The sequence below is a fragment of the Paenibacillus ottowii genome (assembly GCF_006874425.1).
GTDB classification, from domain to species: domain Bacteria; phylum Bacillota; class Bacilli; order Paenibacillales; family Paenibacillaceae; genus Paenibacillus; species Paenibacillus ottowii.
The window spans coordinates 1-24,034 of sequence record NZ_VIJZ01000016.1 but is presented as its reverse complement, the minus strand read 5'-3'; the positions used below and the strand labels follow the sequence as shown (position 1 = coordinate 24,034).

At 44.3% G+C, this 24,034-nt stretch carries 24 protein-coding genes, 1 rRNA gene and 1 pseudogene; 7 read left to right on the top strand and 19 right to left on the bottom strand.

The genetic code is table 11. The features are described 5' to 3' along the window. Window positions 1–406: 406 nt before the first annotated feature. From FKV70_RS24130 to FKV70_RS24120, 4 genes are all read right to left on the bottom strand, one after another. Window positions 407–760 (bottom strand): hypothetical protein, encoded by a 354-nt coding sequence (locus tag FKV70_RS24130; protein WP_142614809.1) that lies wholly within the window; start codon window positions 758–760, stop codon window positions 407–409. Between the two features lie 332 nt (window positions 761–1,092). Next, the gene (locus FKV70_RS24125; protein WP_142614808.1) at window positions 1,093–2,169 is read right to left on the bottom strand and encodes a glycosyltransferase; all 1,077 of its coding nucleotides are present in this window, start codon (window positions 2,167–2,169) and stop codon (window positions 1,093–1,095) included. A 62-nt stretch (window positions 2,170–2,231) separates the two neighbouring features. Next, window positions 2,232–2,405: a hypothetical protein gene (locus FKV70_RS25990; RefSeq protein WP_162305690.1), complete on the bottom strand. Its 174-nt coding sequence runs from the start codon at window positions 2,403–2,405 to the stop codon at window positions 2,232–2,234. 525 nt (window positions 2,406–2,930) lie between these two features. After that, entirely contained in the window at window positions 2,931–3,944 is a 1,014-nt protein-coding gene (locus tag FKV70_RS24120) for an LLM class flavin-dependent oxidoreductase (protein ID WP_142614807.1), read from the bottom strand. A 239-nt stretch (window positions 3,945–4,183) separates the two neighbouring features. Between FKV70_RS24120 and FKV70_RS24115 the strand changes: the two genes are divergently transcribed. From FKV70_RS24115 to FKV70_RS24105, 3 genes are all read left to right on the top strand, one after another. Beyond that, window positions 4,184–4,666 carry an Rrf2 family transcriptional regulator gene (locus tag FKV70_RS24115; RefSeq protein ID WP_167669751.1) on the top strand — a complete coding sequence of 161 codons (483 nt, stop codon included), beginning with the start codon at window positions 4,184–4,186 and terminating at the stop codon, window positions 4,664–4,666. 29 nt (window positions 4,667–4,695) lie between these two features. Next, window positions 4,696–5,577 (top strand): Hsp33 family molecular chaperone HslO, encoded by an 882-nt coding sequence (hslO, locus tag FKV70_RS24110; RefSeq protein WP_142614805.1) that lies wholly within the window; start codon window positions 4,696–4,698, stop codon window positions 5,575–5,577. 157 nt (window positions 5,578–5,734) lie between these two features. After that, window positions 5,735–6,568 (top strand): class I SAM-dependent methyltransferase, encoded by an 834-nt coding sequence (locus tag FKV70_RS24105; protein WP_142614804.1) that lies wholly within the window; start codon window positions 5,735–5,737, stop codon window positions 6,566–6,568. Window positions 6,569–6,677: 109 nt separating this feature from the next. Here FKV70_RS24105 and FKV70_RS24100 read toward each other — a convergent pair whose 3' ends face one another. Then, window positions 6,678–9,893 (bottom strand): S-layer homology domain-containing protein, encoded by a 3,216-nt coding sequence (locus FKV70_RS24100; protein ID WP_142614803.1) that lies wholly within the window; start codon window positions 9,891–9,893, stop codon window positions 6,678–6,680. Window positions 9,894–10,225: 332 nt separating this feature from the next. Between FKV70_RS24100 and FKV70_RS24095 the strand changes: the two genes are divergently transcribed. Beyond that, window positions 10,226–10,807, top strand: coding sequence for an aminoglycoside 6-adenylyltransferase (locus FKV70_RS24095; protein WP_244310838.1), 582 nt, complete (start codon window positions 10,226–10,228; stop codon window positions 10,805–10,807). 162 nt (window positions 10,808–10,969) lie between these two features. Here the strand turns inward: FKV70_RS24095 and FKV70_RS24090 are convergent, their stop codons facing one another. The 13 genes and pseudogenes from FKV70_RS24090 to FKV70_RS24030 all read right to left on the bottom strand — a co-directional run bounded on the left by FKV70_RS24090 (window position 10,970) and on the right by FKV70_RS24030 (window position 20,326). Next, window positions 10,970–11,314, bottom strand: coding sequence for a cupin domain-containing protein (locus FKV70_RS24090; protein WP_063212541.1), 345 nt, complete (start codon window positions 11,312–11,314; stop codon window positions 10,970–10,972). Between the two features lie 113 nt (window positions 11,315–11,427). Continuing rightward, window positions 11,428–11,763 carry a YolD-like family protein gene (locus FKV70_RS24085; RefSeq protein WP_063212542.1) on the bottom strand — a complete coding sequence of 112 codons (336 nt, stop codon included), beginning with the start codon at window positions 11,761–11,763 and terminating at the stop codon, window positions 11,428–11,430. Between the two features lie 13 nt (window positions 11,764–11,776). Further along, entirely contained in the window at window positions 11,777–11,971 is a 195-nt protein-coding gene (locus FKV70_RS24080) for a hypothetical protein (protein ID WP_063212554.1), read from the bottom strand. A 135-nt stretch (window positions 11,972–12,106) separates the two neighbouring features. After that, window positions 12,107–12,220 (bottom strand): annotated as a pseudogene (locus FKV70_RS26790) (VOC family protein); the annotation flags it as partial. Window positions 12,221–12,238: 18 nt separating this feature from the next. Then, a complete protein-coding gene (locus tag FKV70_RS24070) occupies window positions 12,239–12,727 on the bottom strand; it encodes a hypothetical protein (protein ID WP_142614802.1) in 489 nt (162 codons plus the stop codon). Window positions 12,728–12,811: 84 nt separating this feature from the next. Then, on the bottom strand, window positions 12,812–13,174 hold the full coding sequence (locus FKV70_RS24065; RefSeq protein WP_142614801.1) for a response regulator: 363 nt from the start codon (window positions 13,172–13,174) through the stop codon (window positions 12,812–12,814). Between the two features lie 352 nt (window positions 13,175–13,526). Further along, window positions 13,527–14,522 carry a metal ABC transporter substrate-binding protein gene (locus FKV70_RS24060; protein WP_142614800.1) on the bottom strand — a complete coding sequence of 332 codons (996 nt, stop codon included), beginning with the start codon at window positions 14,520–14,522 and terminating at the stop codon, window positions 13,527–13,529. A 35-nt stretch (window positions 14,523–14,557) separates the two neighbouring features. Further along, window positions 14,558–15,406, bottom strand: a complete 849-nt coding sequence (locus FKV70_RS24055; RefSeq protein ID WP_142614799.1) for a metal ABC transporter permease — start codon at window positions 15,404–15,406, stop codon at window positions 14,558–14,560. After that, the gene (locus FKV70_RS24050; RefSeq protein ID WP_063212555.1) at window positions 15,352–16,059 is read right to left on the bottom strand and encodes a metal ABC transporter ATP-binding protein; all 708 of its coding nucleotides are present in this window, start codon (window positions 16,057–16,059) and stop codon (window positions 15,352–15,354) included. Before FKV70_RS24050 ends, FKV70_RS24055 begins: the two co-directional genes overlap by 55 nt. A 216-nt stretch (window positions 16,060–16,275) precedes the next feature. After that, window positions 16,276–17,295, bottom strand: a complete 1,020-nt coding sequence (locus tag FKV70_RS24045) for an ABC transporter substrate-binding protein (protein ID WP_142614798.1) — start codon at window positions 17,293–17,295, stop codon at window positions 16,276–16,278. A gap of 21 nt (window positions 17,296–17,316) precedes the next feature. Then, on the bottom strand, window positions 17,317–18,150 hold the full coding sequence (locus FKV70_RS24040; protein WP_142614797.1) for an ABC transporter ATP-binding protein: 834 nt from the start codon (window positions 18,148–18,150) through the stop codon (window positions 17,317–17,319). Beyond that, complete coding sequence (locus FKV70_RS24035) at window positions 18,147–19,259, bottom strand: FecCD family ABC transporter permease (protein WP_142614796.1); 1,113 nt, start codon at window positions 19,257–19,259, stop codon at window positions 18,147–18,149. Before FKV70_RS24035 ends, FKV70_RS24040 begins: the two co-directional genes overlap by 4 nt. Then, window positions 19,256–20,326 (bottom strand): CobW family GTP-binding protein, encoded by a 1,071-nt coding sequence (locus tag FKV70_RS24030; RefSeq protein ID WP_142614795.1) that lies wholly within the window; start codon window positions 20,324–20,326, stop codon window positions 19,256–19,258. The genes FKV70_RS24035 and FKV70_RS24030 overlap by 4 nt, the downstream gene beginning before the upstream one ends. Window positions 20,327–20,557: 231 nt before the next feature. On the opposite strand from FKV70_RS24030, the gene FKV70_RS24025 reads away from it, so the two are divergent. Genes FKV70_RS24025 through FKV70_RS24015 form a run of 3 tightly spaced genes read left to right on the top strand, consistent with a single transcriptional unit; the run spans window position 20,558 to window position 23,685 of the window. Next, complete coding sequence (locus FKV70_RS24025; protein WP_064795771.1) at window positions 20,558–21,559, top strand: permease; 1,002 nt, start codon at window positions 20,558–20,560, stop codon at window positions 21,557–21,559. Window positions 21,560–21,567: 8 nt separating this feature from the next. Continuing rightward, a complete protein-coding gene (locus FKV70_RS24020; RefSeq protein ID WP_064795772.1) occupies window positions 21,568–22,545 on the top strand; it encodes a TIGR03943 family putative permease subunit in 978 nt (325 codons plus the stop codon). Between the two features lie 18 nt (window positions 22,546–22,563). After that, complete coding sequence (locus FKV70_RS24015; RefSeq protein WP_142614794.1) at window positions 22,564–23,685, top strand: CobW family GTP-binding protein; 1,122 nt, start codon at window positions 22,564–22,566, stop codon at window positions 23,683–23,685. 234 nt (window positions 23,686–23,919) lie between these two features. Here FKV70_RS24015 and rrf read toward each other — a convergent pair. Next, window positions 23,920–24,034, bottom strand: a 5S ribosomal RNA gene (gene rrf, locus FKV70_RS24010); the annotation flags it as partial.

Sequence of the window (24,034 nt, the reverse complement as noted above, 5' to 3'; positions counted from 1 at the left end):
GAGTTTCATCCTCTGCTGGTCCGCTTGTGGTAAACACAAACTCAAATGCGTTGAAACCTGCAAAGAAATTACTAGTCAAAACTGCATTTGGTCCCACTACTACTTGTTGTTGTACATATAATGTTCTGCTACCGTTTAAAATAAAACCCTCAATCAAAACAGTAGAAGAATTTGCAGAATCTCGGTTATCTATTTTTACTGTGACTAGTTGGGTGGGTCTGACTCCTAGAACAGGATCGTTTGCAATGGGTCCAGTTGATAATACTGCCATTTAGACACTTCCTCCTCTCTAGTAAAGTCAAGCTTTTGTTGAACAGTGAGATCTTTCTCAATATCCTGTTCCCTCCATTTTATGTCTCAACCATTTGCTGCGATTGTGGTTCTATCTCTATAGATATGTTGAGTTTTAAGACCCTAGTTGCTCATCCGCAACAATACGCTGAACATCAATGATTGTACCGCTCGCGTTTTTTCCCCAAACTGAAATATCAGTACTTTCTTCTGCTAAACCGCTTGTGATAAAAACGAATTCATATGCGTCGAAGTTCGCTAGATAATTTCTCGTAACAACTGTATTGGGGGCTAAATCTATTTGTTCTAGTACATACAATGTTCGTAAACCATTTAAAATGTAGCCCTGAATTAAAATAGTTGAAGAATTGACCAAATCGCGGTTAATTATTTTAACGGTAACCTGCTGAATAGGCCTAATTCCACTAACAGGACTATTCTCAATAGGTCCAGTTGATAATAACGTCATTAGGTTGACCCTCCTTTACTGATTATTAATAATCCATTAAATCAATTAGACATGCTGGAATGGAAATAGCAAAAGACATTAGGATTTCCATTATTATATTTATAATTAGTTAAATATGATTGTTTGTTTACCTATTGAAATAAGATATTTATTCTGTCATTCAATCCGATCAAGCCTCTATCTATCGTTGGTTCTCAAGTTTGGATTTGAAAGGCTTGCCTCCCCATTCCCGAAATATAAAAAAACCCTCTAAGAGAGAGGGGCGCACTCATCCTGTTACCCATACCATTTACATCATGCTATAACACTCCTACAGACTGTTTATCAACAAGTTATTTAAATATGTTAGCAAGCTTTGATTTCACTATTTGACTAGCCCGAAATTTACTTTTCACTTTATCCGAACCATTTTTCCCAACGATCAGCGCTTCTTCAAAGTGATTCTGAATCCAAAATAATCTTTCAGAAATTGCGTACCCGTTAGGTTCAACTTCAAAATAGTCCTTACCTTCCTCAAGAATAAATCTATCATTTCGGGGGTTTGTCGTAACAAGTATACATCCTGTCGATAGTGCATCAACGGCAGCTGTGGTTGGAAAACCATCTAATGCAAATCTATCCGGAACACTGCAATTTAGAAATATATGAGTTCGTTCATACACTGGCTTTAATTCTTCAGGGGAAAGTAGACCATAGAATGTATAATTCTTATTTTTCAATAAATGTAATTGGTCTTCCCAATCACCAATTAGATTAAGATGAAAATCGTCCGTAAGTCGATTAAATGCATCTGCCATAAAGGGGAAACCTTTTCTAATAGCATTAAAAGCACAAAATGTCAACTGTATCGGCTTTTCAACTTTCTTATGTTTAAATATATATAAGTCGGTATTAATCACAACAGGATAATAAATACTTCCAACAATCGCTTCCATGACTTCATTAATATTTGTGAATACAGTCGAACAATGCTGTCCTGCGATAGAAAGAAACTCTTTTTTGGTCCATGGATCCAGTCCGCCACCTGGGTATAAGGTAGCATGAAGATGGATATTCCGCTCATCTAAGAATGGCTTGATATTAAGATTAGGATTTGCTCCTGGCAAATAACTTCCATCCGGAAGAAAGCAATGTCCAAGCAAACTAAGTGTTAAATTTAAAAAAACACAATATACATCTGTAACCCCCTCAGACACCGCAACTTTCATAAAATCAGAGAAAGGATAAACTTTACATGGAAAATAATCATCATGAAGTTCGGTTGCAAAGAATAATGTATCAGGCTTTTGCTGGAATATATTCAAGTTCTCCCAATATCGAAAACCACTTAGTTTCCATGGAAACTTTGTATCAATCACAGCAAGACGCCGGTTAGTATGAGATTGAATCTGAGAATCAAAGAGATCCATATCTTCCCCCTTTCTTGTAGTCACTGCTCATAAGCTACGCTTCACAAGCACTTCCCGTATATCTATGGTTTCAATGGTCGAGTTTTCAATACAACATCGCGAATAATCCCTGCAATTGCAAAAAAAATCACCAAATATGTAGTTCTCCACCAATTCACAAGCAGGTGATCCTCTGGCAGGAACAGGTGAGTTTGTAGATTGGGAGCGATAGCAATCAACTTTATCCCTTTAGACATACACTCCTTACAAATATGCTCTCACGTTAGGGGCATAGAAATCCTCATCTACGTTATAGATCTAACTCAGTATTATCTTCTATTTTTCACAAAAATTAGTTTAATTTATTTTATACGGATCTCTCACTAGAATATTGCCTTTTACTTCAAATTTATCATATACGGGAGCATCTTTTCTTCATTCTCAGCATAAAGCATTACATGAATGTGTTCTTCCCCTTTCAAACTCAAAGCTTATGGACCAACTTGCTTGATATTATATGCAATTTATAGCTGTAGGGTTCTAGTCGATAGAGCTCCTGAAATGTTTTTCCTGCTCACATTAAATTCCTCATCCATAGGATAGAAAATGCTGCTCAATGGATTAAAAAATGTTGTGTTCACGTTCTGGGAATTGTACACGTGAACTGCACTGCACTGAACCTATTTTATTGTTAAGTATGAGCTTTTAAAAATATAACAAGGCCGTGTCAGTATCGGTTATAAAAACCTCTCTGGCACAGCCTCGTTTGTTTAACTCATCATTTAGCCATCTATGCGCATCATTTGGGCTAGCAGCTCGTATGAGCGCAAACGTGCCTGATGATCATATACCTGAGCGGTCGTAATCAACTCATCGGCTCTTGTCTGACTGATTATAAAATCCAACCTTTGCTTGACGGTGTCAGGACTTCCGATTGCTGAATAACCCAGCATATTACCGCGAACCATTTCCTTCTCCTGCTCACTCCACAGCTTATCCATATCATCGACTGGTGGTTTTAGCCCTCCACTGTGCCCACGCAGCACATTTAGAAATTGTTGTTCTTGTGAAGTAAAAAGCCGTTTTGCTTCCTCATCAGAATCTGCGACAACCACATTCACACCAACCATCACATACGGCTGATCCAGTGCCTTGGACGGTCGGAAATTGCGATGATACAATTCCAGCGCCTGTAGCAAATGAGCCGGGGCAAAGTGGCTAGCAAACGCGAACGGCAAACCAAGCTGACCTGCTAGTTGAGCGCTGAATCCGCTTGAGCCCAGCAACCAGATAGGTATATCCATCCCTTCTCCTGGAATTGCTCTTACACCCGGAACGGCTCCGTTTAGCGCTGGATTCAGATAAGAACGCAGCTCGTTCAATTGCTCGGGAAAATCTTCTCCCGTGCTGTGCAGCCCTCGCCGCAACGCTCTCATTGCAGGTTGATCCGTGCCAGGAGCCCGACCAAGTCCCAGATCAATTCGTCCCGGATAAAGCGACTCTAAGGTTCCAAACTGCTCTGCAACCATGAGTGGAGCATGGTTAGCCAGCATAATACCGCCTGAGCCGACCCGAATCTTATTCGTATGTGCAGCTACATGCCCGATGATCACGGAAGTAGCTGCACTGGCAACCGCCTGCATGTTATGATGCTCCGTTAGCCAATAGCGAAGGTACCCCCATTGTTCAGCATGCTGGGCAAGATCCACCGTATCACGAAAGGAATCGGCAGGAGTACCACCTTCAATGACAGGTGCAAGGTCTAATATAGATAGTGCAATATTCCGCGTAGTCATTTTATATAAACCTCCTGTCAAACTATTTATTTTACGTATTTCTTTTAACGCCTTAATTCTTTGACCCATCAATTGATGCATCAACTATAATAATGCGTCCCCTTATGAATTGCAAATAATTTAAATTTTAGTTTTTTTCAAAAAACAGTTTACTTTTACGATCAGCTCGTCTATCATGCTCATATGTGGATAATGATTATCCATATTAGCCTGGTTATAATGTATTGAGGTGATTGCTAGTGCATATGAAAACAGGTGTCGAACAATCTGTCTACGCCCTCCTTCTGCTCACGATGCTGCCGGATAAAGCGGTTTTACCTGGAGAGGCCATTAGCCAGCAGTTAGGCGCTTCACCTACTTATTTTCATAAGTTGTTACGAAAATTGGTTAGCTCCGATTTGATTACTTCTGTACCTGGTGTCAAGGGCGGGTTCAAATTAAAGAAAAAACCTGAAGATATACGGGTGTTTGATATTTATCTGGCGATTGAGGGCCAGCAAACCCTCTATTCTTCCAGCGGCATATACAATGACATGCTTGAATTAAAGAAGGACGATCAGTGTTGTTTACTGACCAATTTGATGGAAGAAGCGGAAGATTCCTGGAAGGCCGTTCTGAAAAGAGAAACCATCGCGTCACTATCCGCTGAATTTTTTAAAGAAGGATATGAAGCCAAAATTACTTCTTTGGAAAATTGGATTCAGGAAAAAATGGTGTTGTAAAACTTTAATACACAGAAAGGGATATGAACATGAATGATTATTTAGTAAAAGCTCTTGCCTACAATAACCAGGTGCGGGCTTATGCTGTGACAACAACGGAAACGGTAAGTGAGGCCCATCGGCGTCATTATACTTGGCCAACAGCATCAGCTGCATTGGGCCGTTCTATGACGGTGGGCGTCATGCTGGGAGCCATGCTTAAACATGAGGATAAACTGACGATCCGGGTTAACGGCGGGGGGCCCATCGGCACTATTCTGGTTGATACCAACGCCAAAGGGGAAGTTAGAGGCTACGTAAAAAATCCGCAAACCCATTTTGCGCTTAATCAGATCGGGAAATTAGATGTCGCCCGAGCCGTAGGGACAGATGGAGCGCTGATTGTATCCAAAGACATCGGCTTAAAACAACCCTTTGTTGGACAAGTCCCTCTCATATCGGGTGAACTGGGTGAGGATTTCACTTCTTATCTCGTCCAATCCGAACAAATCCCTTCTTCTGTAGGGGCAGGGGTTATTGTGAATCCAGACAACTCTATTCAGGCGGCTGGAGGTTTTATTATTCAGCTATTGCCGGGTACACCGGAAGAGGTCATCAGTTTTATCGAGAGACGGATTGAGAGTATCCCGAGTATCTCCGCAATGGTCATGGAAGGTCTTACACCAGAGCAGATTCTGGGCCAGATTTTGGGAGAAAGTAACATGAACATATTGGAAACTATGCCTGTACAATTTCATTGTCCCTGCTCGGAAGAACGAGTTACCAACGCCATTATCAGCTTAGGGAATCAGGAAATAGAAGACATGATCCGCACCGATGGACAGGCTGAAGCCCACTGCCATTTTTGTAATGCACACTATCATCTTACCAAAGAAGATCTCGAAGGCATGCTGGAGACAAACTCCATTTAATTACGAGCTGTTCTCAAAAGTAGTTCAAACTACTCGGGAACAGCTCTTTTCTTTCCCAATGCTTCCGAAGGATTCCTCCTTATCTGAATACGGTAGACTTGCTCATTATATAAGTGTTAATGTTATATTATTCCAATCACTTAAAGCGAGGTGCGCTATGTCCGAAAAAGATACACATGACATTCTGGCTTATTATGATGGTGGTGCAGAAATAGGCAGATTAGAGCGTGGCATCGGAAAAATAGAGCTGGAAAGATCAAAAGAAATCATTTCCCGTTATCTCAACAAGTCCACTCATGTTATTTATGATATTGGCGGTGGTGTAGGGGTCTACTCTTCGTGGCTGGCAGAACTGGGATATGAAGCTCATCTATTTGATCTTTCTTCTCAAGCCATTGAATTCGCTCGTCAGCAGCAACTGAATAAACCCATTATCAGCAAGCTGGAAACCGCGGATGCCAGAAATCTTGATCGTAAAGATGAAAGCGCAGACATCGTGCTATTGATGGGGCCTTTATATCATTTAACAGAACAAAAGGAACGAGTAAAAGCACTGCAAGAAGCAGCGCGTGTCTTAAAGAAAGGGGGAACGATGATTACTTCGGCGATCTCCAGGTTTGGCTCGCTTCTGTGGGGGCTGTCGGTGTACGGCGAGTGCAATACCATTGTGGAGGAAGATGCGTTCATGGATATGGTCAGACAGGAGCTGACAGATGGTCAGCATGTACGTCCGGCGGCTTACCCCTCTTTTATCGCACGTTCCTACTTCCATACTCCGGATGCTTTGCGTGCAGACTGGCAAGCAGCTGGATTGCCGAAGCCTCGTGTACTGGGCGTGGAAGGTCCTATCTGGATTGCACCTGGATTTGAAGAAAAGTGGGCGATTCCAGCCCATCGCAGACGTTTGCTGGATATAGCACGGCAGGTTGAAGAGCAAGAATCCGTGATCGGTATGAGCCCGCATATGCTTGCAGTAGGTACCAAGTCTTGAAGCTCATCAATTATATCGTTGATGGATGGCTGTACAACATGCCAGTTATCACGTTGCTTCCCAACCGAAAAAGACGAGCCACACAGGCTCGTCTCTACATCATTCTAAATTATTGCTCCAAACTTTCCAATATGGTTTTGATTTCGCTATTCAGACTAAGTGCGTTATAAATCGCTGTCAAGGCTTCAGCACGTGACGCATGATACTTAGGCCCAAACTGACTCGTGCTTATACCCGAAAGCACTCCAGCTTGTGTCAACTGTTTGATCGTATTAGCCGCGAAAGAAGTGGACAGATCGGTGAAGCTTTTTTCATTCGAGGCGTCCCCTTTCAAACGGTCTAAATCCAAGATCCGCGCCAAAATGGCTGCCATTTCTTGACGAACGATCGTTTGGTCTGGCCTAAATGTACCGTCCTTATAGCCGTTTAATACTCCAGCTGCGGTCAGTTTGGTAATGGCATCCTGCGCCCAGTGATTCCCAATATCGTTCAAAGCCACAGGCTGGTTTCCACCACTAATATCAAAGATTCTAGAGATGATAGCAGAAAACTCCGCACGGGTAATTTCACCATCAGGTCTGAAGCTTCCATCCTTATATCCATTTATAATACCCAGCTTTGAAAACGTGTTGACCGTCTTTTCTGCCCAATGTCCTTGTAGGTCCGACGGTTTAACACTAGCAGAAGAATTTAAAGCAGATTCTGCTTTGGACTTTATATTCTGCAGTACTTTGTTGTCTGCAACCACTACATTACTGTTGAATATGTCTTGCACGGGAACGGCTGGTTCAGTCACCCGTACTTCAGGTACAGCTACTGATTCTGTAGATACAGTCACTGGTGAAGATGAAGCCTCTAAGGTTGCCGTATTGCTGCTGAAATCTTCGCTAGACCTGTCACTTTTTCGATGGCCAGACCCCCCACCATTGGAACTACCGGAATCACTGCCAGCATTACCGGACGGTGCGGGAGCAACAACCGCTGTTACTGTAATTGGAACGTTAAAGCTATATCCGCTGTATGTGGCGGAAATTACCGTGTTTCCTTCTGAAAGGGCCCTAATCTCTCCCTGATTAACCGTAGCGACATTCGTATTGCTGGAAGTCCAAGTTGCTTTTTCACTGACATCAATCTCTGACGAATCTGATTTTACAACGCTTGCTGTAGCCCGTTCTGTACCCCCTACTAGCATTTTTCTATTATTAATAGAAGCACGCAATTCTGTGTAATTGTCATCTGTTGGTACCGGATCTGGCGTTGGCATTGGATCTGGTGTTGGCACCGGATCTGGCGTTGGCACTGGATCTGGTGTTGGCACTGGATCTGGCGTTGGCACTGGATCTGGCGTTGGCACTGGATCTGGCGTTGGCACTGGATCTGGCGTTGGCACTGAGTTGATAGTGAATGAAGCGGTAGCCGTCGAGCTCTTCTCATCTAACGCTCCGTTCGTTGTACCGTTATCAATCACAGTATAATCAAAACTTGCTGGACCCTGATAGCCTGAATTCGGAGTGAAGAGCACAACCGCTCCGTCTAGAACTACCGTGCCACCTTGTGCATTTTCTACCGATGCGATGCTCAGATGTTGTAAGCTCTCATTGACAGGGCCTGCCGTGTCGTTTGCTAAGAGGTCATCAACAGCGATGGATTGTGTTCCTGCATTTGCCGGTAACGATGGCAGTGTATCATTCACAGCTATCGGACTATTGTTTACCTCACTTACAGTGATTTTAGCTTGGTTGGGCTCGCCGATCCCTGTTCCCGCCGCATCTAGTGATGACTGTACGTCGAAACTGAAATGGTCACCTGACGGAGAGTTAGCATAACGATCGGGCGTAAATTTTAGCCCTGCTTCACCATCCGCTACAGAAATGAATTGCCCATCCCCGATTTCCATTACTCCATCATTTTTATAGAGAGTTCCACCAATGATGTTTGAGATTCTAAAGTACGACACATCAGATCCATCTACTTGATTACGAGTGAGGATCAGTCCATCAAAGCTTTGCTTGTCTTCCTCTGTCAAAGCGTCTGTCACATTAGGGACATCAGCAACGGAATTGACCGGAAAGGAGGCTTGCTTGACCACCGACAGCGGAACTGCGGCACCATTCGATGTTCCATCATCTGTAACGGTAAAAGAGAAGCCAGCGATTCCATTAAAATTCGGCTGAGGTGTAAAAACTACATTGGTTCCGTCCAATCGTACAGCGCCTCCAGCGATGCTGCTGACTGAGGATATCGTTAAATGTTGACCATTCTCATTCGGACCGGCTGACGCATGCGCAAGCAGTTCTGTAAAAGGGATGGTCCGCTCTCCTGAGTCTTCTGAAATGGAGGATAGCGTTTGGTCTTGAGCTGTCGGAGCATCGTTTACTTCCGTAACATGGACAACAGCCCTAGTAGCATCGCTTAGTCCATCCCCCGTCGCACTCTGAGCCGCCTTTACATCGAACGAGAAGGTGTCTCCCGCTGTATTGTTGGCGTTTGCTATAGGCACAAACCTCACGCCATCGCTGGCTTCTGCTGCCGTGATAAAAGTTCCATCAGGAATCTCCGTTACCCCATCGCCATGATACAGCCTGCCTCCGATAATGTTCGTAATTTGATAATGTGTCACTACCGTTGAATCTTGCGGGTTGGGTGTAATGGTTATATTGGATGTCGGAATATCTTCCTCAGTGGTTACAGCAGCTACCTCGGGCATTTTGGATACAACGGGCAGGGCTGCTGTTTCCAATATCAACTGGGGAGCATTTACGCCATTGTCATCAGCCGAATATGCAATTTCCGAATAGTCTCCAGGGTTCCCTGCTTCATTGGCGAGCAATGCAAATGAGACAATATCATCCGTCTGTTGTTGTACAAAAGGGGTAACATCAAAATCAACCCAGCCTACTTGAAGGTCTGAGCCTGTTTTCGTATTCAAAGGCTGATCCATCGGGTTCAGTGGAAAAACTCCGTTACTCCAAACATCAGCAGTCGATCCATACACAGTCAAAAAAGGATTCAAGTTAGAGCTATAGCTAATAGAAGAGATATAAATTCGCAAGGTTGCCTTCGCTACAACCTTATCTGTCAGCTCAGGCATGTTAAACTGAATCGCTGATCGGTAATATCCTAACGTTGTGTCCGAAGACCTGCCAACATAGTTCTCTGGAGCATCCATCCAAGTGTCAGACTTGCTCCATGTTCCGTCTTGGATTAAGTTGGGTTGTGCGATTGGTGCTGCACCAGCATCTGTCACCGAGATGGCCGATGAGAAGATTAGTGATACTGCTGTCAATGCGTATGTGAATCGTTTAGTAGACTTGCAAAAATGCATACCTTTCCTCCTACTGAAATAAATCTATAATTGCTGCTTGGTATTATACAATGTCGTCACTGAACAAATTCTGAACAATTCTTTTAAGCTTGGTTACTGCTAAGACCCTTTCTCTGTTGCATTCTATCCTTTTATTCAATGAACTCAGTAGGAATCTTGAATGGCTTCTGGGTATAGGCTATTGTAAGGGTAGGATACCTTTTCCAGACAAAAACTTATAGGAGGTCGTTTTCCTTGACGATTCTTGAGCTGGTCGCCATTATTACTTCTGCTGTGTTGTCTACGCTTTTTTCCTTTCAATATCGCTTGTGGAGACGACTATAGTATCTTCCATGGATAGCTTTATTCAGGAACGTGGCTGGATTCGCCACTTTGGAGAATTGATCATTATGCAGACGCCTGATGAGCATACGAAACTTACTTCGACATCCCGTGATCGCTTTGCCTTTCTCATGTTATTTACCGATGGAAATCGCATAGATCTTACGCTCTGTCCTACAGAAAACATTGCCAATTGGCACCGAGACAGCTTAAGTGTGCTGCTCTTGGATAAAGACGGTCTGGTGAAGCCTTTTCCATCGCCAATTCTTCAAGATTATGAGACAGTTCCTCCAACTGCCCAAACTTATGCAGACGCTTGTAATGAGTTCTGGTGGGTCAGTACTTATGTGGCTAAAGGACTATGGCGGCATGAGCTTCCCTATGCCAAGTTCATGTTGGATCGACCTGTAAGAGATATGCTTCACTTGATGCTGGAATGGCGTATTGGTATACAAACCGACTTCACGGCAGATCCGGGTAAGCAGGTGAAATATTTGGAGAAGCACCTTGAGCCTGATCTTTGGACGACCTATATCCAAACGTTTGCGGATGCAGATTATGAACATCTATGGCAGTCTCAACGATCAACGTGAGACAAACTATCTCTATCATGTAAAAGCTCTCCCTGCAGATGCAACGGATATCTATTGATGAAAAAAACCAGTCCGGCACTTGATTTACATGTGCTAGGCTGGTTTTTTATACACTAACGTTGTTTGTCCAAAATGCCGTTTGGGATGGGCTATCCCCTCATATTAGTTTTCGGTCAGAACCCGGTCGCCTCTGCTGGCAGGCTGTGAAATAACCAAAAATTCAACATCCACATTCGTTTCATTAAACATTTGATGGGGCACCAGAGGAGGAACCTCACACCCTTCCTGAGACCCTAATTGGATTCGTTCACCATCTACCTCAAGTACCGCTGTACCTGATAAAATAAAGAAAAATTGGCGCGCATGGTGATGATAATGTCTGACTTCATGGGTGTTTCCCGGCATACGCTCATGAATAATGCTCAAATCATCATTTTTCACCAAGCGCCAACCATCACATTGATCTCCCCATATATAATGTTCAGCATTATGTTTACTTATTTTCAAAACGAACTCCCCCTTTGCAGTTACAGTTTTATTGTAAATCTGGAACTACAAAGCCACAACCTTAATATAAAAAACGACTGAACCCATATAAAATGTTCTCTGGTCAGACCGTTTTAGATATCCGCCTCGATAATTTCCTCCAACTTAATCCAGCTAAAATCCTCTTCCCCACGGGATAGCTTTACTTCTCGCCGACTTGTGTTAATCACTGTAACCAATCCGCACAACTCCTCATCATCAAACGGATTGAAAACTCTTAGTGTAATAGGCTTCCGTTCGTTGTAGGATACGACAATGGCCTGTTCAATCTGCTGCATCTCCTGATCGTCAAGTGTTGGCTTGCCGCGTCTTCCCTGCTCCTTCATCAGTCTTAAATATGCCTCCCGATGTTCGGGCAAAATCATACGCGAACTTTCCCATATGCCGTTTCCTTCAAGCTTTTTCCCCATCGTAAGTTCCCTCCTATGCTGTTCTGGTTACCGGATGCCATGCCAATACATGATCTAATCGAAAAACACGTGGCTGACCCGACTGCAAACAGGTGGCCCGGATCAAACCATTCTGCACACGATGCACCTCTATCCGGCGATGAGACAGTTTGCCCTTTCGGTCCATATACACGATTTCCACGATCTGCCCCACATATTTCTCCAGCATCATTTTCCACTCCTCATCAGAACGTTTGTTTGTATTATATGCGAACATGCGTTTGATTATCAATGTAAAAAAATCCCCTGGAGGAAGTTGGCTCTCTCAAGGGATTTTATATATCCATATCTATAAATTCATTATTTACTTTTTTTCCATTACAGCAAAGTAATTGTCTTCATGATCTGCAAAGTTAAATACTCTCCCGAACGGCATATCTACAATTTCTCCGACTTTAACATTTTTATTAGATAAATCGCCGTTATATTTCTCGCTTTAAAATTCATAGGTGGACAGCTTAATATCCTCTTTATTCAAATCTTTCAGCGGATACACAGGACCATTCCAATAAGTCAAAATATTAAGCGGCTCATTAGTACCATGTTCCTTTAAAGTATGAGATAGTTCGAGCAATATATGAGGAAGTTGATAAGAGCTTGTTAAAAATTGATATTCCTCTGGATTCTCGCAGTCTTCTGCTCGATAGAACACAAAGTAGCCCTCGGTATAATCCCCAATGAGTACAATATGTCGAGCAAGAAAGATAATTTCACCATTAGCAAACGGAATAGAAAATGTCGAAGCAGAGATCAAATCTGTCTCTAATGCCTCAATACGAACGGTGAGTTCATTGTTAAGAGCATCCACTTTTTCTCTTTGTTCACTGACAAGGTGTTCATAATTTACAGGAAGAAGCCCTCCACTCTTGATCGTAGCGATCAGTTCATCTATAAATACTTTTTGAGACAATACTCGATTGCTCATCCTATTCATCTCCATATTCGTAAAAATAAGCATGGAACTCCCGCTTCATTATGTTCAATAATTATGTATTAAAAGCTTGATTCATTAATTATCCAGCATTTTTGTGACTGCATTCACGACCCTTTCCATCTCAAATGGCTTCACAATAAAGTCTTTTGCACCTGCCTTAAATGCTTGTATAATCGCTTCCTGCTGACCCAAAGCAGAACACATCAAGATGTTGGCTTTAGAATCAAGCTCTACAATCTTTTTAACAGCCTCAAGTCCATCCATTTTAGGCATATTTATATCCATCGTAATTAAATCAGGGCGAAAATGTGCATATTTCAAAACCGCATCATACCCATTTTCCGCTTCTGCAATAACAGAGTGACCTAAATCCATAAGAATATCCTTGAGCACAGAACGCATAAATAAAGAATCATCCACTATTATGACTGTTGCCAAGTTAACCTCTCCAATCCGTTGTCTTATGATATGCACGTCCAAACTTCAATATCGGTGAAGAAACTAGTTATATTAATAGAAAGAATCTGTAAAAAGAAAAACGCTACCATTGAATTATAAAAGAAATTTGAAACTAGCTACTACAGCATTAATTTCAATAAAAACGTTTCGCAATGACGTAAATCATCTCTATAGCATGAAGATTACAAAGTACTAGGTCTTCCATGAACCCTTAGCACTATGCAAGTGAATTTAAAGGTGAAAGAAGCTTGGGACAATTTCATTAAACAGACACAAAAAAAGACGCCGCTATCATGCCAACGTCTTTTTCGAACTATTTGTTTAAATATACTTATTCATTCAGAGCTTTTTTCAAAGCCTCCAGATTGTTTTTCATTACACCAATGTAATCCAGATTCTTCTGTTTGTCTTCATCTGTCAATCCTTCAAGCGGATTCAGCACATCCGTTTTCGAACCAATTTCCGTAGCTACGGTCTCAGCAACCTTCGGATCAACCAACGTTTCAAAGAAAATTGTCTTTACATTCTTTTCTTTAGCAAACTTGATGATACCTGCCAACTTGTCTGGTGTAGGTTCTTGTTCTGGAGATAAACCGGCAATAGGTACTTGGGTCAGACCATATTGCTTAGCCAAATAGCTAAAAGCAGTATGCTGCGTAATAAAGTCTTTACGTTTTACATCTTTCAGACCTGTTTTGAACTCGGTATCCAGTTCTTTCAGCTTAGCAATATAAGCATTGGCGTTTTTCTCATAGTCTGCTTTGTTTGCAGGATCGGCTGCTGCCAGCCCTGCTTCTATAGCTTCTACTTCTTTTTGAGCTAAGACCGGATCAAGCCATACATGAGGGTCCAGCACATGATCGTGATCGTGGCCTTCCTCTGCGTGTGCTTCTTCTCCTTCCTCCTCAGCAGATCCTTCCATCAGGTTCAACCCTTTGCTTGCTTCCACGACTACACGCTTGTCATTCGATGCACTACTCAAAGCCTGTTCTGCCCAACCTTCAACAATCCCGTTATAAACAAATACATCAGCATCCTTAACCTGTGCCATATCTTTGGCGCTTGGCTCCCAGTCATGTGGCTCAGCACCCGCAGGAATCAACGCAGTTACGTTAGCATGATCTCCGGCAACTTGCTTGGTGAATTCATACATTGGATAAAACGTAGTGACCACATTCAGCTTTTTACCACTGTCCGCTGTTTGAGCCGGATTAGATTCGGCTTGGGATGCATTCGTGGCTGCATGATCAGATTTAGCTCCACAACCGGCCAAAATAAGTGCTAGTCCTGCAGACAATACAAATGATTTTTTGAACCATGTATTCATATTCATAGCTCCTTATGTGTTAGTTTTTTATACACTCACTGGCCTGCCGCATTCTTACGTCGGGAAGCCTGTTGCTTGCCGAGCTTACGGACCAGCTTTTGAATACTAGCTCCTATGATCAGGAATAATAACAGCACCATAGCAATCGTTCCCCCTGGGGGTGTACTGAGTTCATATGATGCGGATAATCCCATAAATACGCCGATCAATGCGGTGATCATAGAGATCCAGATAGCTGCCACGAAGCTTGGTGCAATTCGAATCGCCAGTGCAGCGGGCAGTACGATTAGCGAGGAGACAAGCAGCACACCAACAATCGGCATGGCTGCGGCTACAATCATCCCTGTTAAAATACTAAACGCAAATGAGATAGACTTGACAGGAAGACCATTAGTCTTTGCCGTTTCTTCATCAAAGGTAATCTGATACAAAGGGCGCCGGAACACGAAAAAGAAAATACCTCCGATGATAGCCACAATGATCATCAACATTAGTTCGGTCTGATTGACAGCTACTACCGAGCCAAACAAATAAGCTGAAAATCCTTTGTTGATGCTCTGATTCAGATTCATTAAAATAACAGCCGTCGAGAGACCCCCTACCATTATAATAGCCACAGAAATCTCACTATACGTTTTATAAGACCTGCGAACATATTCAACGATAATCGCGCCGATCACAGCCACAACAAATCCGGTGATCGTCGGGTTAATGCCTAAATAGGCACCTGCTGCCACCCCTGCCAGCGACACATGCGATAGCATGTCCGCCATGAGAGCCTGGCGCCGTAGCATCAGGTATACTCCAAGCACCGAGGCCAGCAGTGCAATTACCCCACCGGCACAAAATGCCCGCTGCATGAAGTCGTAGTGCAGCATTTCCATCCGCCATCTTCCTTCCTTTCAAGCTCAATAATACGATCCAAATAATGTTGCACTTCCGATAGTCCATGAGTAACCATGACTACAGTTCTTCCATATTGCTTAACCTGCTGATTCATCAGATCGTAGAAGTGATATCGACTTTCCTGATCCATTCCGGTCGTAGGCTCATCCAAAATGAGCAAATCCGATTCCTGAGCAAGCGCCCTCGCCACACATATACGCTGCTTCTGTCCACCAGACAATTCGCCGATTTTACGATGCCGTAAATCCCACATCCCTACCTGACGAAGCGCCTGCTCTGTCAAAGCATGATCCTCAGCCCGCATCCGGCGCAGCCAAGAGCCATGCGTATATCTACCTGAACGGACAAATTCCAGAATAGTACTTGGAAAACCTCCATTAAAGGCAGCAATTTGTTGTGATACAAATCCGACAACGAGCTTTTTGCCTTCACCTGTACGGTCGGACATAAACACTTTGCCTTTCCAGGGCTGAAGTAAACCGAGCAGCAACTTGAGCATCGTCGATTTGGAAGCACCATTCGGTCCGGTAATAGCCACAAATTCTCCGGAGAAAATTTCAACATTGGCATCCACCAAATTAGGAACATCTCCGTATCCAAATGTGACCTGTTCCAATGAGGCCAATAACATGACGCAAATCTCCTTTTCCTTTAAAAAGCCTGGAGCCATCTGAGCGGTCATCATACCGCAGATTTTCCAGGTCGTTTATGATCACTAAACCATCTACCGTAATTATTACGATTTGGCATTAAAAAAATAAGCGCTTGATAAACGTAACCTTTACGCATTAGCAAGTTTAACAGTTTGGGCAAGGTTCGTCAATGTTTTGGCAACCCTTTTGTTTGTTTATTTCACTTTGTCCGGGTACAAGCCTGCAGCCAACGTTTTCAATGCAATCGGTGCGCGCACACCTTCAGCCGCTGCGGATAAAGGCAACACCACGAACCGTTTGTTTTTGATCGCTTCGACACCAGCCAGCGCGGGCTTGCTCAACAGCAGCTTTTCTTTATCAGCCAATGAGGTATCTCCGTAGTCGAGAATGACAATAACATCAGGGTTGCGATTCACGACTTCTTCCCAGCTTACTTCCGTAAAACTTTTGTTGATATCATCAAAAATATTTTTCGCTTTCACACTTTTAATCAAAGATGTCAGGTAATTATTGGCGGCTGTAAATGGCTTGTCTTCGCCGCTGTCATAGACAAAAACCTTGGGTGCCCGTTCAACCGTACCAATTTGAGTCTGGATGGACTGCACTTGTGCACGCATGTCATTTACCAGCTGTTCTGCACGCTTTTCCACGCGGAATATACGCCCAATATTTAGTATATCCCGATATACATCTTCTAATATAGGACCTGGCTTATTGGAGGATTCCTGTACATAAGTTTGTACGCCCTGTTGGGCAAGCTCCTCACGGGAACCCAAGCTTTTATCATTAAAGGCACTCTTCCAGCCCGCGTAGGCAAAATCCGGTGCAGCTGCCATAAACACCTCTTTGGACGGATATTGTTTGGCCAGAACCGGGATTTTATCATATTGATTCTTATATTTAGGTAAAATCTGGTCATCCAAATATGCAGTTCCTACCATAGAAGACTCCAGCCCAAGGGCCAGCATAACTTCTGTTGCATGCTGGTTCAATGTAACCGCGCGTTTGGGCGCTTCGGGAAATACCATTTTTACACCCATATTTTCAATCTCTACTGCCTTCTTTCCGGTCGTTGATTGCGATGCGTCAGGTTGCTGTCCGTTTGCAGATAAATTTGTGTTTTTAGCCGTGTTTCCTGATATGCAGGCCGATAATAACAGCATCAGCAAAACAAGCACAACCAACGGGAATGCAGGTTTGCTATATTTATTCATATGTAACGTCTCCTCTTCCATTCACAGTTTATCATACTTCATCGGATCACCATTTGTTCTGTTAATGTCGTGGGCGGCTCCACCTCTGAGCGAATCCGGTAAAAAGGTAATACTCGGTTTCCCGGTTCTTGGATGAACGCAAATTTCTGTCTCCACCCCGAATACACTGCGCAGCAAGTCAGGCTGAAGCACATCCTCCGTTATTCCAGAAGATACCACTTTGCCTTCTTTTAATACATACATTCGGTCACAATAAAATGCCGCCAAATTTAAATCATGCAACGCAGCTAAGGTAGTGATCTGAAGTGTTTTGACCAAATCGAGAATTTGCAACTGATACCGAATATCCAAATGATTCGTCGGCTCATCCAAAATGAGAAATTTCGCTTGTCCAGCCAAAGCTCTGGCAATCAGCACACGTTGCTTTTCACCGCCCGACAGAGTAGCAAAACTTTGATCCGCCTGAGCTTCCATCCCCACCCGCTCCAGCGCCTGTTCAACCAGCTCATGATCAAGGGCGCTATCTGCTTCCAACAGTTTCTTATGGGGATGACGGCCCATCAGGACGATGTCTCGTACTGAAAAATCAAACGTTTGGGGCGCATCCTGACTCACCACGGCCATTTGTCGTGCCGTTTCTTTGTACTTCATCCGTAGTAAATCCCGGCCATCCAGCGTCACTAAACCACTGTCAGGCCTGAGTACACGATACATATTTTTAAGCAACGTCGATTTACCGCTACCATTGGGACCGATCAGTCCAACCAATTCCCCCATTTTTACCTGGAGACTAATGCTGTCGATCAACCGTTTATCGTGAATACTGAAGGTCACGTCTTCGACTTCTATATTCATTTTTCGCCTCCAAACGAGTAGGAACTGCGCCGCAGCAGCCATACAAAAAAGGGTCCGCCACACACCGCCGTTACAATACCAATCGGCAGCTCCTGCGGAGCAAGCACGAGCCGGGCACATACATCTGCCCACACGACAAAGATAGCTCCCGCTAACAGACTCACGGGCAGGACACGTCGATGATCCGATCCTACTATTAGCCTAACGATATGTGGAACCATAAGCCCGACAAAGCCAATCGAGCCACTGACTGATACGACTGCGCCAGTTAATAGGGAAGCGACAACAACCAATAATACACGGAACGCCTGCACGTTCACACCGAGCGTTATGGCGGCTTCTTCCCCCGTTAGCAAAGCATTCAAAGATCGGTATCGGGTTAAAAGGACGGCCGTTCCAACGGTTATAATGAGGCTTGGAATAAAAAGCGTATTCCATTGAGCGCCTGCCAGACTTCCCATCATCCAATACATCGCGTCACGGATGCCTTTTTCATTCGGAGCCATCGTAACGATAAAGCTGGTCACAGCCGACAGCATCATAGATACAGCTACCCCTGCCAACAGCAAGCGGGTCGTCGATATACGCCCGGCCACACGGGCCAACGCGAACACCATAAGCATTGCAGCTAAAGAGCCTATAAAAGCAGATAGGGGCAATGCAAGTCGTCCCAAAAATCCAAAAGCCCCCAACACAATAACTAACGTCGCTGTCACTGAAGCCCCCGATGAGACTCCTAAAATATAGGGATCCGCTAACGAATTACGAATTAATGCCTGTATAGCCGCTCCGGTAACAGCAAGCCCTGCTCCTACGACAACCCCTAGCAGTACGCGTGGAAAGCGAATTTCCCAGACGATATATTCCTCCGGTTTGCTCCAAGTCACAGGTATCCACTGATCCAGCCAGGGAAGATGGGACAGCACAATTCGCCATACTGTCCCTGGAGCGACAGCCACAGGACCTAGCATGACCGCGAGTGTAACTGACAGCACTAACCCGGCAGTTAGCAGCAGCAGAATTGTCGTAAATCCCCATGAAGTCTTCCCTGCTAGGTCAGCTTGAGAATTAGGTTGGGATGAATAAACGCTGCTCGTTCTCGAACTCATGAACTAGCCAGTGGCTTTGCGGCCGCTTCCAGCTTTTTCAATCGCTCTCCGATCTCAGAAGCAGAGAAATTCTCGCCCATAATAACCGCTACATCGTTCACTGGCTTTTGCGGTCGGATCGGAATGATTTCCAGTTCACGATAGGCAAATTGGAACATCATCTGACCCTCCGATTCCAAGAACCGAACAATTCCTTTGGCTCGGTAAATTTCCGCAGGCAAACTACGGAACAACTGTTCAAACTCAAAACGTGACACAGGTTGTCCAAAAAAATGCGTATGAACAACTACATGATCGTAGGAATGATAGTGCTCTCCGTGTTTGTGGTCATGGTCGTAGTGCTCAGACTCATGATGGTCATGAGTCCGATGCTCTGTATGGTCATCATGACCATATGTGTGATGATGATCGTTCGCAATATCAACTGTGGAATCCTTTTTCCGCAAAACATCCATCCGTTCCTCTCCTTGAACGGAGAAAAAGGTCATCGGATCTACATCACTCCGCTCCGTGCTTACAGTCAAAGCGTAGGGATTTAATTCTTTTACAAGGGCCTGTACTTTCTGCAATTCTCCCGTAGTCAACAAATCAGTCTTGTTAATAACCAGTTTGGAAGCGCACCGCAGCTGATCCTGCATCAGACGAAACGACTTGTTTCTCTCACTCCCCATGGAAAAATCCAAAAATTGACGCGCATCCATAACCGTAATAACGGATTGTAAAACCATAGAAGAATATATAGAAGCATCTGTCACTGCATCTACGATTTCCATCGGGTTAGCCACTCCGGTACATTCTACAACAATTACATCTGGTTTATATTCCTCGGCAAGATTCATGAGCTCTACGCCCAAATCCCCGCGAATGGTACAGCAAATACAGCCACTAAGCATTTCCTTCATAGGGGCTTGGTTGTTCACCAAACTGCCGTCCAGATTAACATCACCCAACTCATTCATCAAAATAGCTGGCTTGAGACCCTGTTCCTTGTAGTAAGCCAGCGCATGCTGAAGAAGAGTTGTTTTTCCGCTGCCCAAAAATCCGGATAAAACAACAATCGGTATCATATAATCCTCCTTGTCTTTACAGCACTAATATGGATCGTACCGTAAAAGTTTTCTTCTTGCAATCATTTATCAGATATTAATCGTAATAATTACTATTAATAAAGATAAATATATATGAATTCACTTTGAATTGTCAATATAGGAGGTGATTTAGATCTAATCCGCCAGCATGATTGTCCCAACACAGGCATAGGATGTAGATAAGAACCCTTATTCCCGAGGAGATGTGGAATGAAAAACAGTACGCTGTTGAAGATGCTGCCTTTTATGATTCCGTTTGCCTTTCTCATCCCTGTACTTATTACGCTATCTCCTCAGTGGCTTCGTTTGATAGATATAGGGCAGCTACAGTCATTAAAGACAGTATTTATGGGTATTTTTCTGGAAGCTGTTCCGTTTCTCCTAATCGGTGTGCTTGTCTCATCCCTTTTGCAGTGGCTTGTACCAGAAACATGGATTCGCAAAATAGCCCCTGCGCATCCTGTACCAGGTGTCCTGCTCGCCTCCTTGCTAGGTATGCTATTTCCCATCTGTGAGTGCGGCATGATTCCTGTCGTTCGCCAATTAATGCTCAAGGGAATGCCTGCCTATATGGGTATCACTTTTATCTTAAGTGGGCCTATTATCAATCCGGTAGTACTGGCTGCGACGATGATGGCTTTCCCTTCCCACCCAGAGATCACTGTCGTGCGAATGGGTTTGGCCTTTGCCGTTTCCGCGACTATCGGATTGATCGTATATGCCTGTGTGCGTGTGCATCCGCTCAAACGGTCGTTACTTTCCTTCAACCAACAGCAGCAGAACAATCCAACTCATCGGCATAACCGCACCTGGCGGGGCTTTTTTGTACATGCTGGTGACGAGTTTTTGGACATGAGTAAATATCTCATTATCGGCGCGTTATTGACTGCTTGCATCCAAACCTTTATCCCACGTGATGAAATGCTTTCGTTAAGCAATGGAACGGTCGGCTCGTACGCCTTTATGATGGGCTTTGCCTACGTGCTGTCGCTGTGTTCCACCTCCGATGCCTTTGTAGCTACTGCTTTTTCGCATACCTTTACACTAGGCCCGCTGGCAGCCTTTCTTGTACTCGGCCCAATGCTTGATTTCAAAGGCACACTCATGCTGCTAAGCACCTTCCGCACCAAATTTGTCGTAATCTTAGGCTTGCTTATTGTTGTACTCGTCCTGATAGGCTCTATAACTGCTGAATGGTTATTGGGGAGGTGAACATAGACGTGAACTCAACTTTTAGTATCCGTTGCCAATATGGCATGCGCTCCTTGCTCATGATCGGATTAGCTGTATACATCATCACATTACAACACACGAGTGCACTTCATTACTACTTGGCTCCGCATATGCAAAAGCTGCTTTTGCTCTGTCCTGTGCCACTCATGTTCATCGCCTTGGCGATGGCATGGCACGTAATCGTCGGTGGGCAGGAAAGTGAAGATGTTTGCGATTGTGAACATCCGTTACCGCAGAGCTGGTTCAAAAAAACACTCGTATATGGAATGTTGCTCATTCCGCTGTTGTTCGGTTCACTGCTGCCCAACCAAGCGCTTGGCAGTGATATGGCAGCCAAAAAAGGCATGTCCTTCACCTATCCCAACCCGGATATCCGGCGAAAAACAGACATACAAACCACGAACACATCCGCCTCCTCCCTTTTATCAACTGTATCTTCTACACCAACTTCGCTCCCTCTTAAGGGAAAATGGAGTCAGGAAGCGCTGGATAAGCTGTTCGTTCCACCTGATAAGTACAATGTAGAATTCGCCGAGCTCGCGAAACGTCTGTATCAGCAACCCATTATTCAGATCCAGCCGGAGATTTTCTCCGAAACTATAGGAGCGATCGAACTGTATAAGCACGCTTTTGAAGGAAAAAAAGTACAGGTGACTGGCTTTGTCTACAAAGACGACAACCTGCTGGGTAAAGGTCTATTCGCAGTAGGAAGATTCCTTGTTATGTGCTGTACTGCCGATGCCATGCCATTCGGGATTATCGTCCAATCTCAGAACCCTCCGTCCTTTGACAAAGATACCTGGGTCACTATTGAAGGAACACTGCATACAACGCAAAAGGACAACGCACCCATACTTGAAATTCGATCCGATAAAATAACGACTGTCGAGCAGCCGAAATCCCCTTATGTCTATACGCAAGCAGACTCGGTAGCTACCTATGATCGTTTGAATACAGCACACTAAACCCACCAAGGAGGAAAAATGATGAGCAAGGTTCCTGTTATACTAATCAGTGGTTTTCTTGGAAGCGGCAAAACAACACTACTTTTGCGGCTGTTAGCCCATACCCGCCAAATTCCCCTCCATGCTGCTGTTTTAATGAATGAAATGGGCGAATATGATGTAGACAGTGCTATTATTTCAGCGGAAATGCCTGATGTGCCAGTCGAGGGACTACTAGAGGGCTGCATTTGTTGCAGCAAAAGAAATGAGCTGGCTGGGGCACTGCATACCCTGCTCAACCAAAAGCCAGATGTGATCTTCATGGAGACCACCGGGGTAGCCAACCCCGAGCAGGTGTTGGAGGAGCTTCGCTCCCCATTACTGGCAGATCGACTGTATCTGGTTCACAGCATCAGCGTGGTGGATGCTGAGCTGTTCCTTGAATACAACAGCCGCTTCACCGCAGATAAGGAGCTGGTTCGGACTCTGCACGGACAGCTTCGCACCGCCGACTTCATCGTGGTGAACAAGACAGATGTTGCAAGTGTCCGTGAAGTTGTGAAGGTCGTCAAGAATATCCGCAAGCTTAACGATACAGCCAAGCTGCAAACTACTGAATACAGCCGGGTTGATCTCGAACCACTGCTGGAGCCTGTATTGACTTCCATATCCGTTGGCGCGAAACCTATGCAGGTATCTCAACCTGTAACAGCACCGACTCAGCCAAACGAAGCAAAGGCAGCATATATATCAGGTCCGGTCAAAAATACCGAAAGATCTGACAGTGTGCCCAAGCCCAGAAGTACGGCATTCAAAGTGATTTCTGCACATCATCACAGTCATAACCATACTCTTGTTTCCAACCAGCCCCATTCATTTTCCCGTCTAGAGAGCCTAACACTGCATCAATATTCTCCTCAACCATTGGAAAAGCAACGGTTGGAAGACTTTCTGACCGGACTAGGCTCCTCGCTGCTTCGAGCAAAAGGTTATTGTGTCCTTCCGGAGGAAGGTACAATGCTTCTGCAATTTTCAGGCAGTCGCTTAGAATGGCAGCCCACGGCACTTCCTGTGAACCAGGGATATGTCACGCTCATTGGAGAACAGCTTGACAAAGCATTGATTACCGACCAATGGGAACAGTGCTTCTTGTCGCTGTAATCCACACATTTGGCTCAAGATGAAAAATTCTTCTGGATGTTTACGAAATTAAATTATAAGGCTGTTCCTTTGACCTTAAAAGTCAGAAGACAGCCTTTTTTTGTATTTATTATGAATTTGTATATACGCAGTATGTACCTTATAGGATACCATGTTGAATGATTGGAAATAAAAAAAGCTGTCGAGACTCTCTCGACAGCCTGAGCATGACTCTGTAAAGTCATACTATGATTTGCTTGGCGGCGTCCTACTCTCCCAGGACCCTGCGGTCCAAGTACCATCGGCGCTGGAGGGCTTAACGGTCGTGTTCGGGATGGGTACGTGTGGAACCCCTCCGCTATCGCCACCA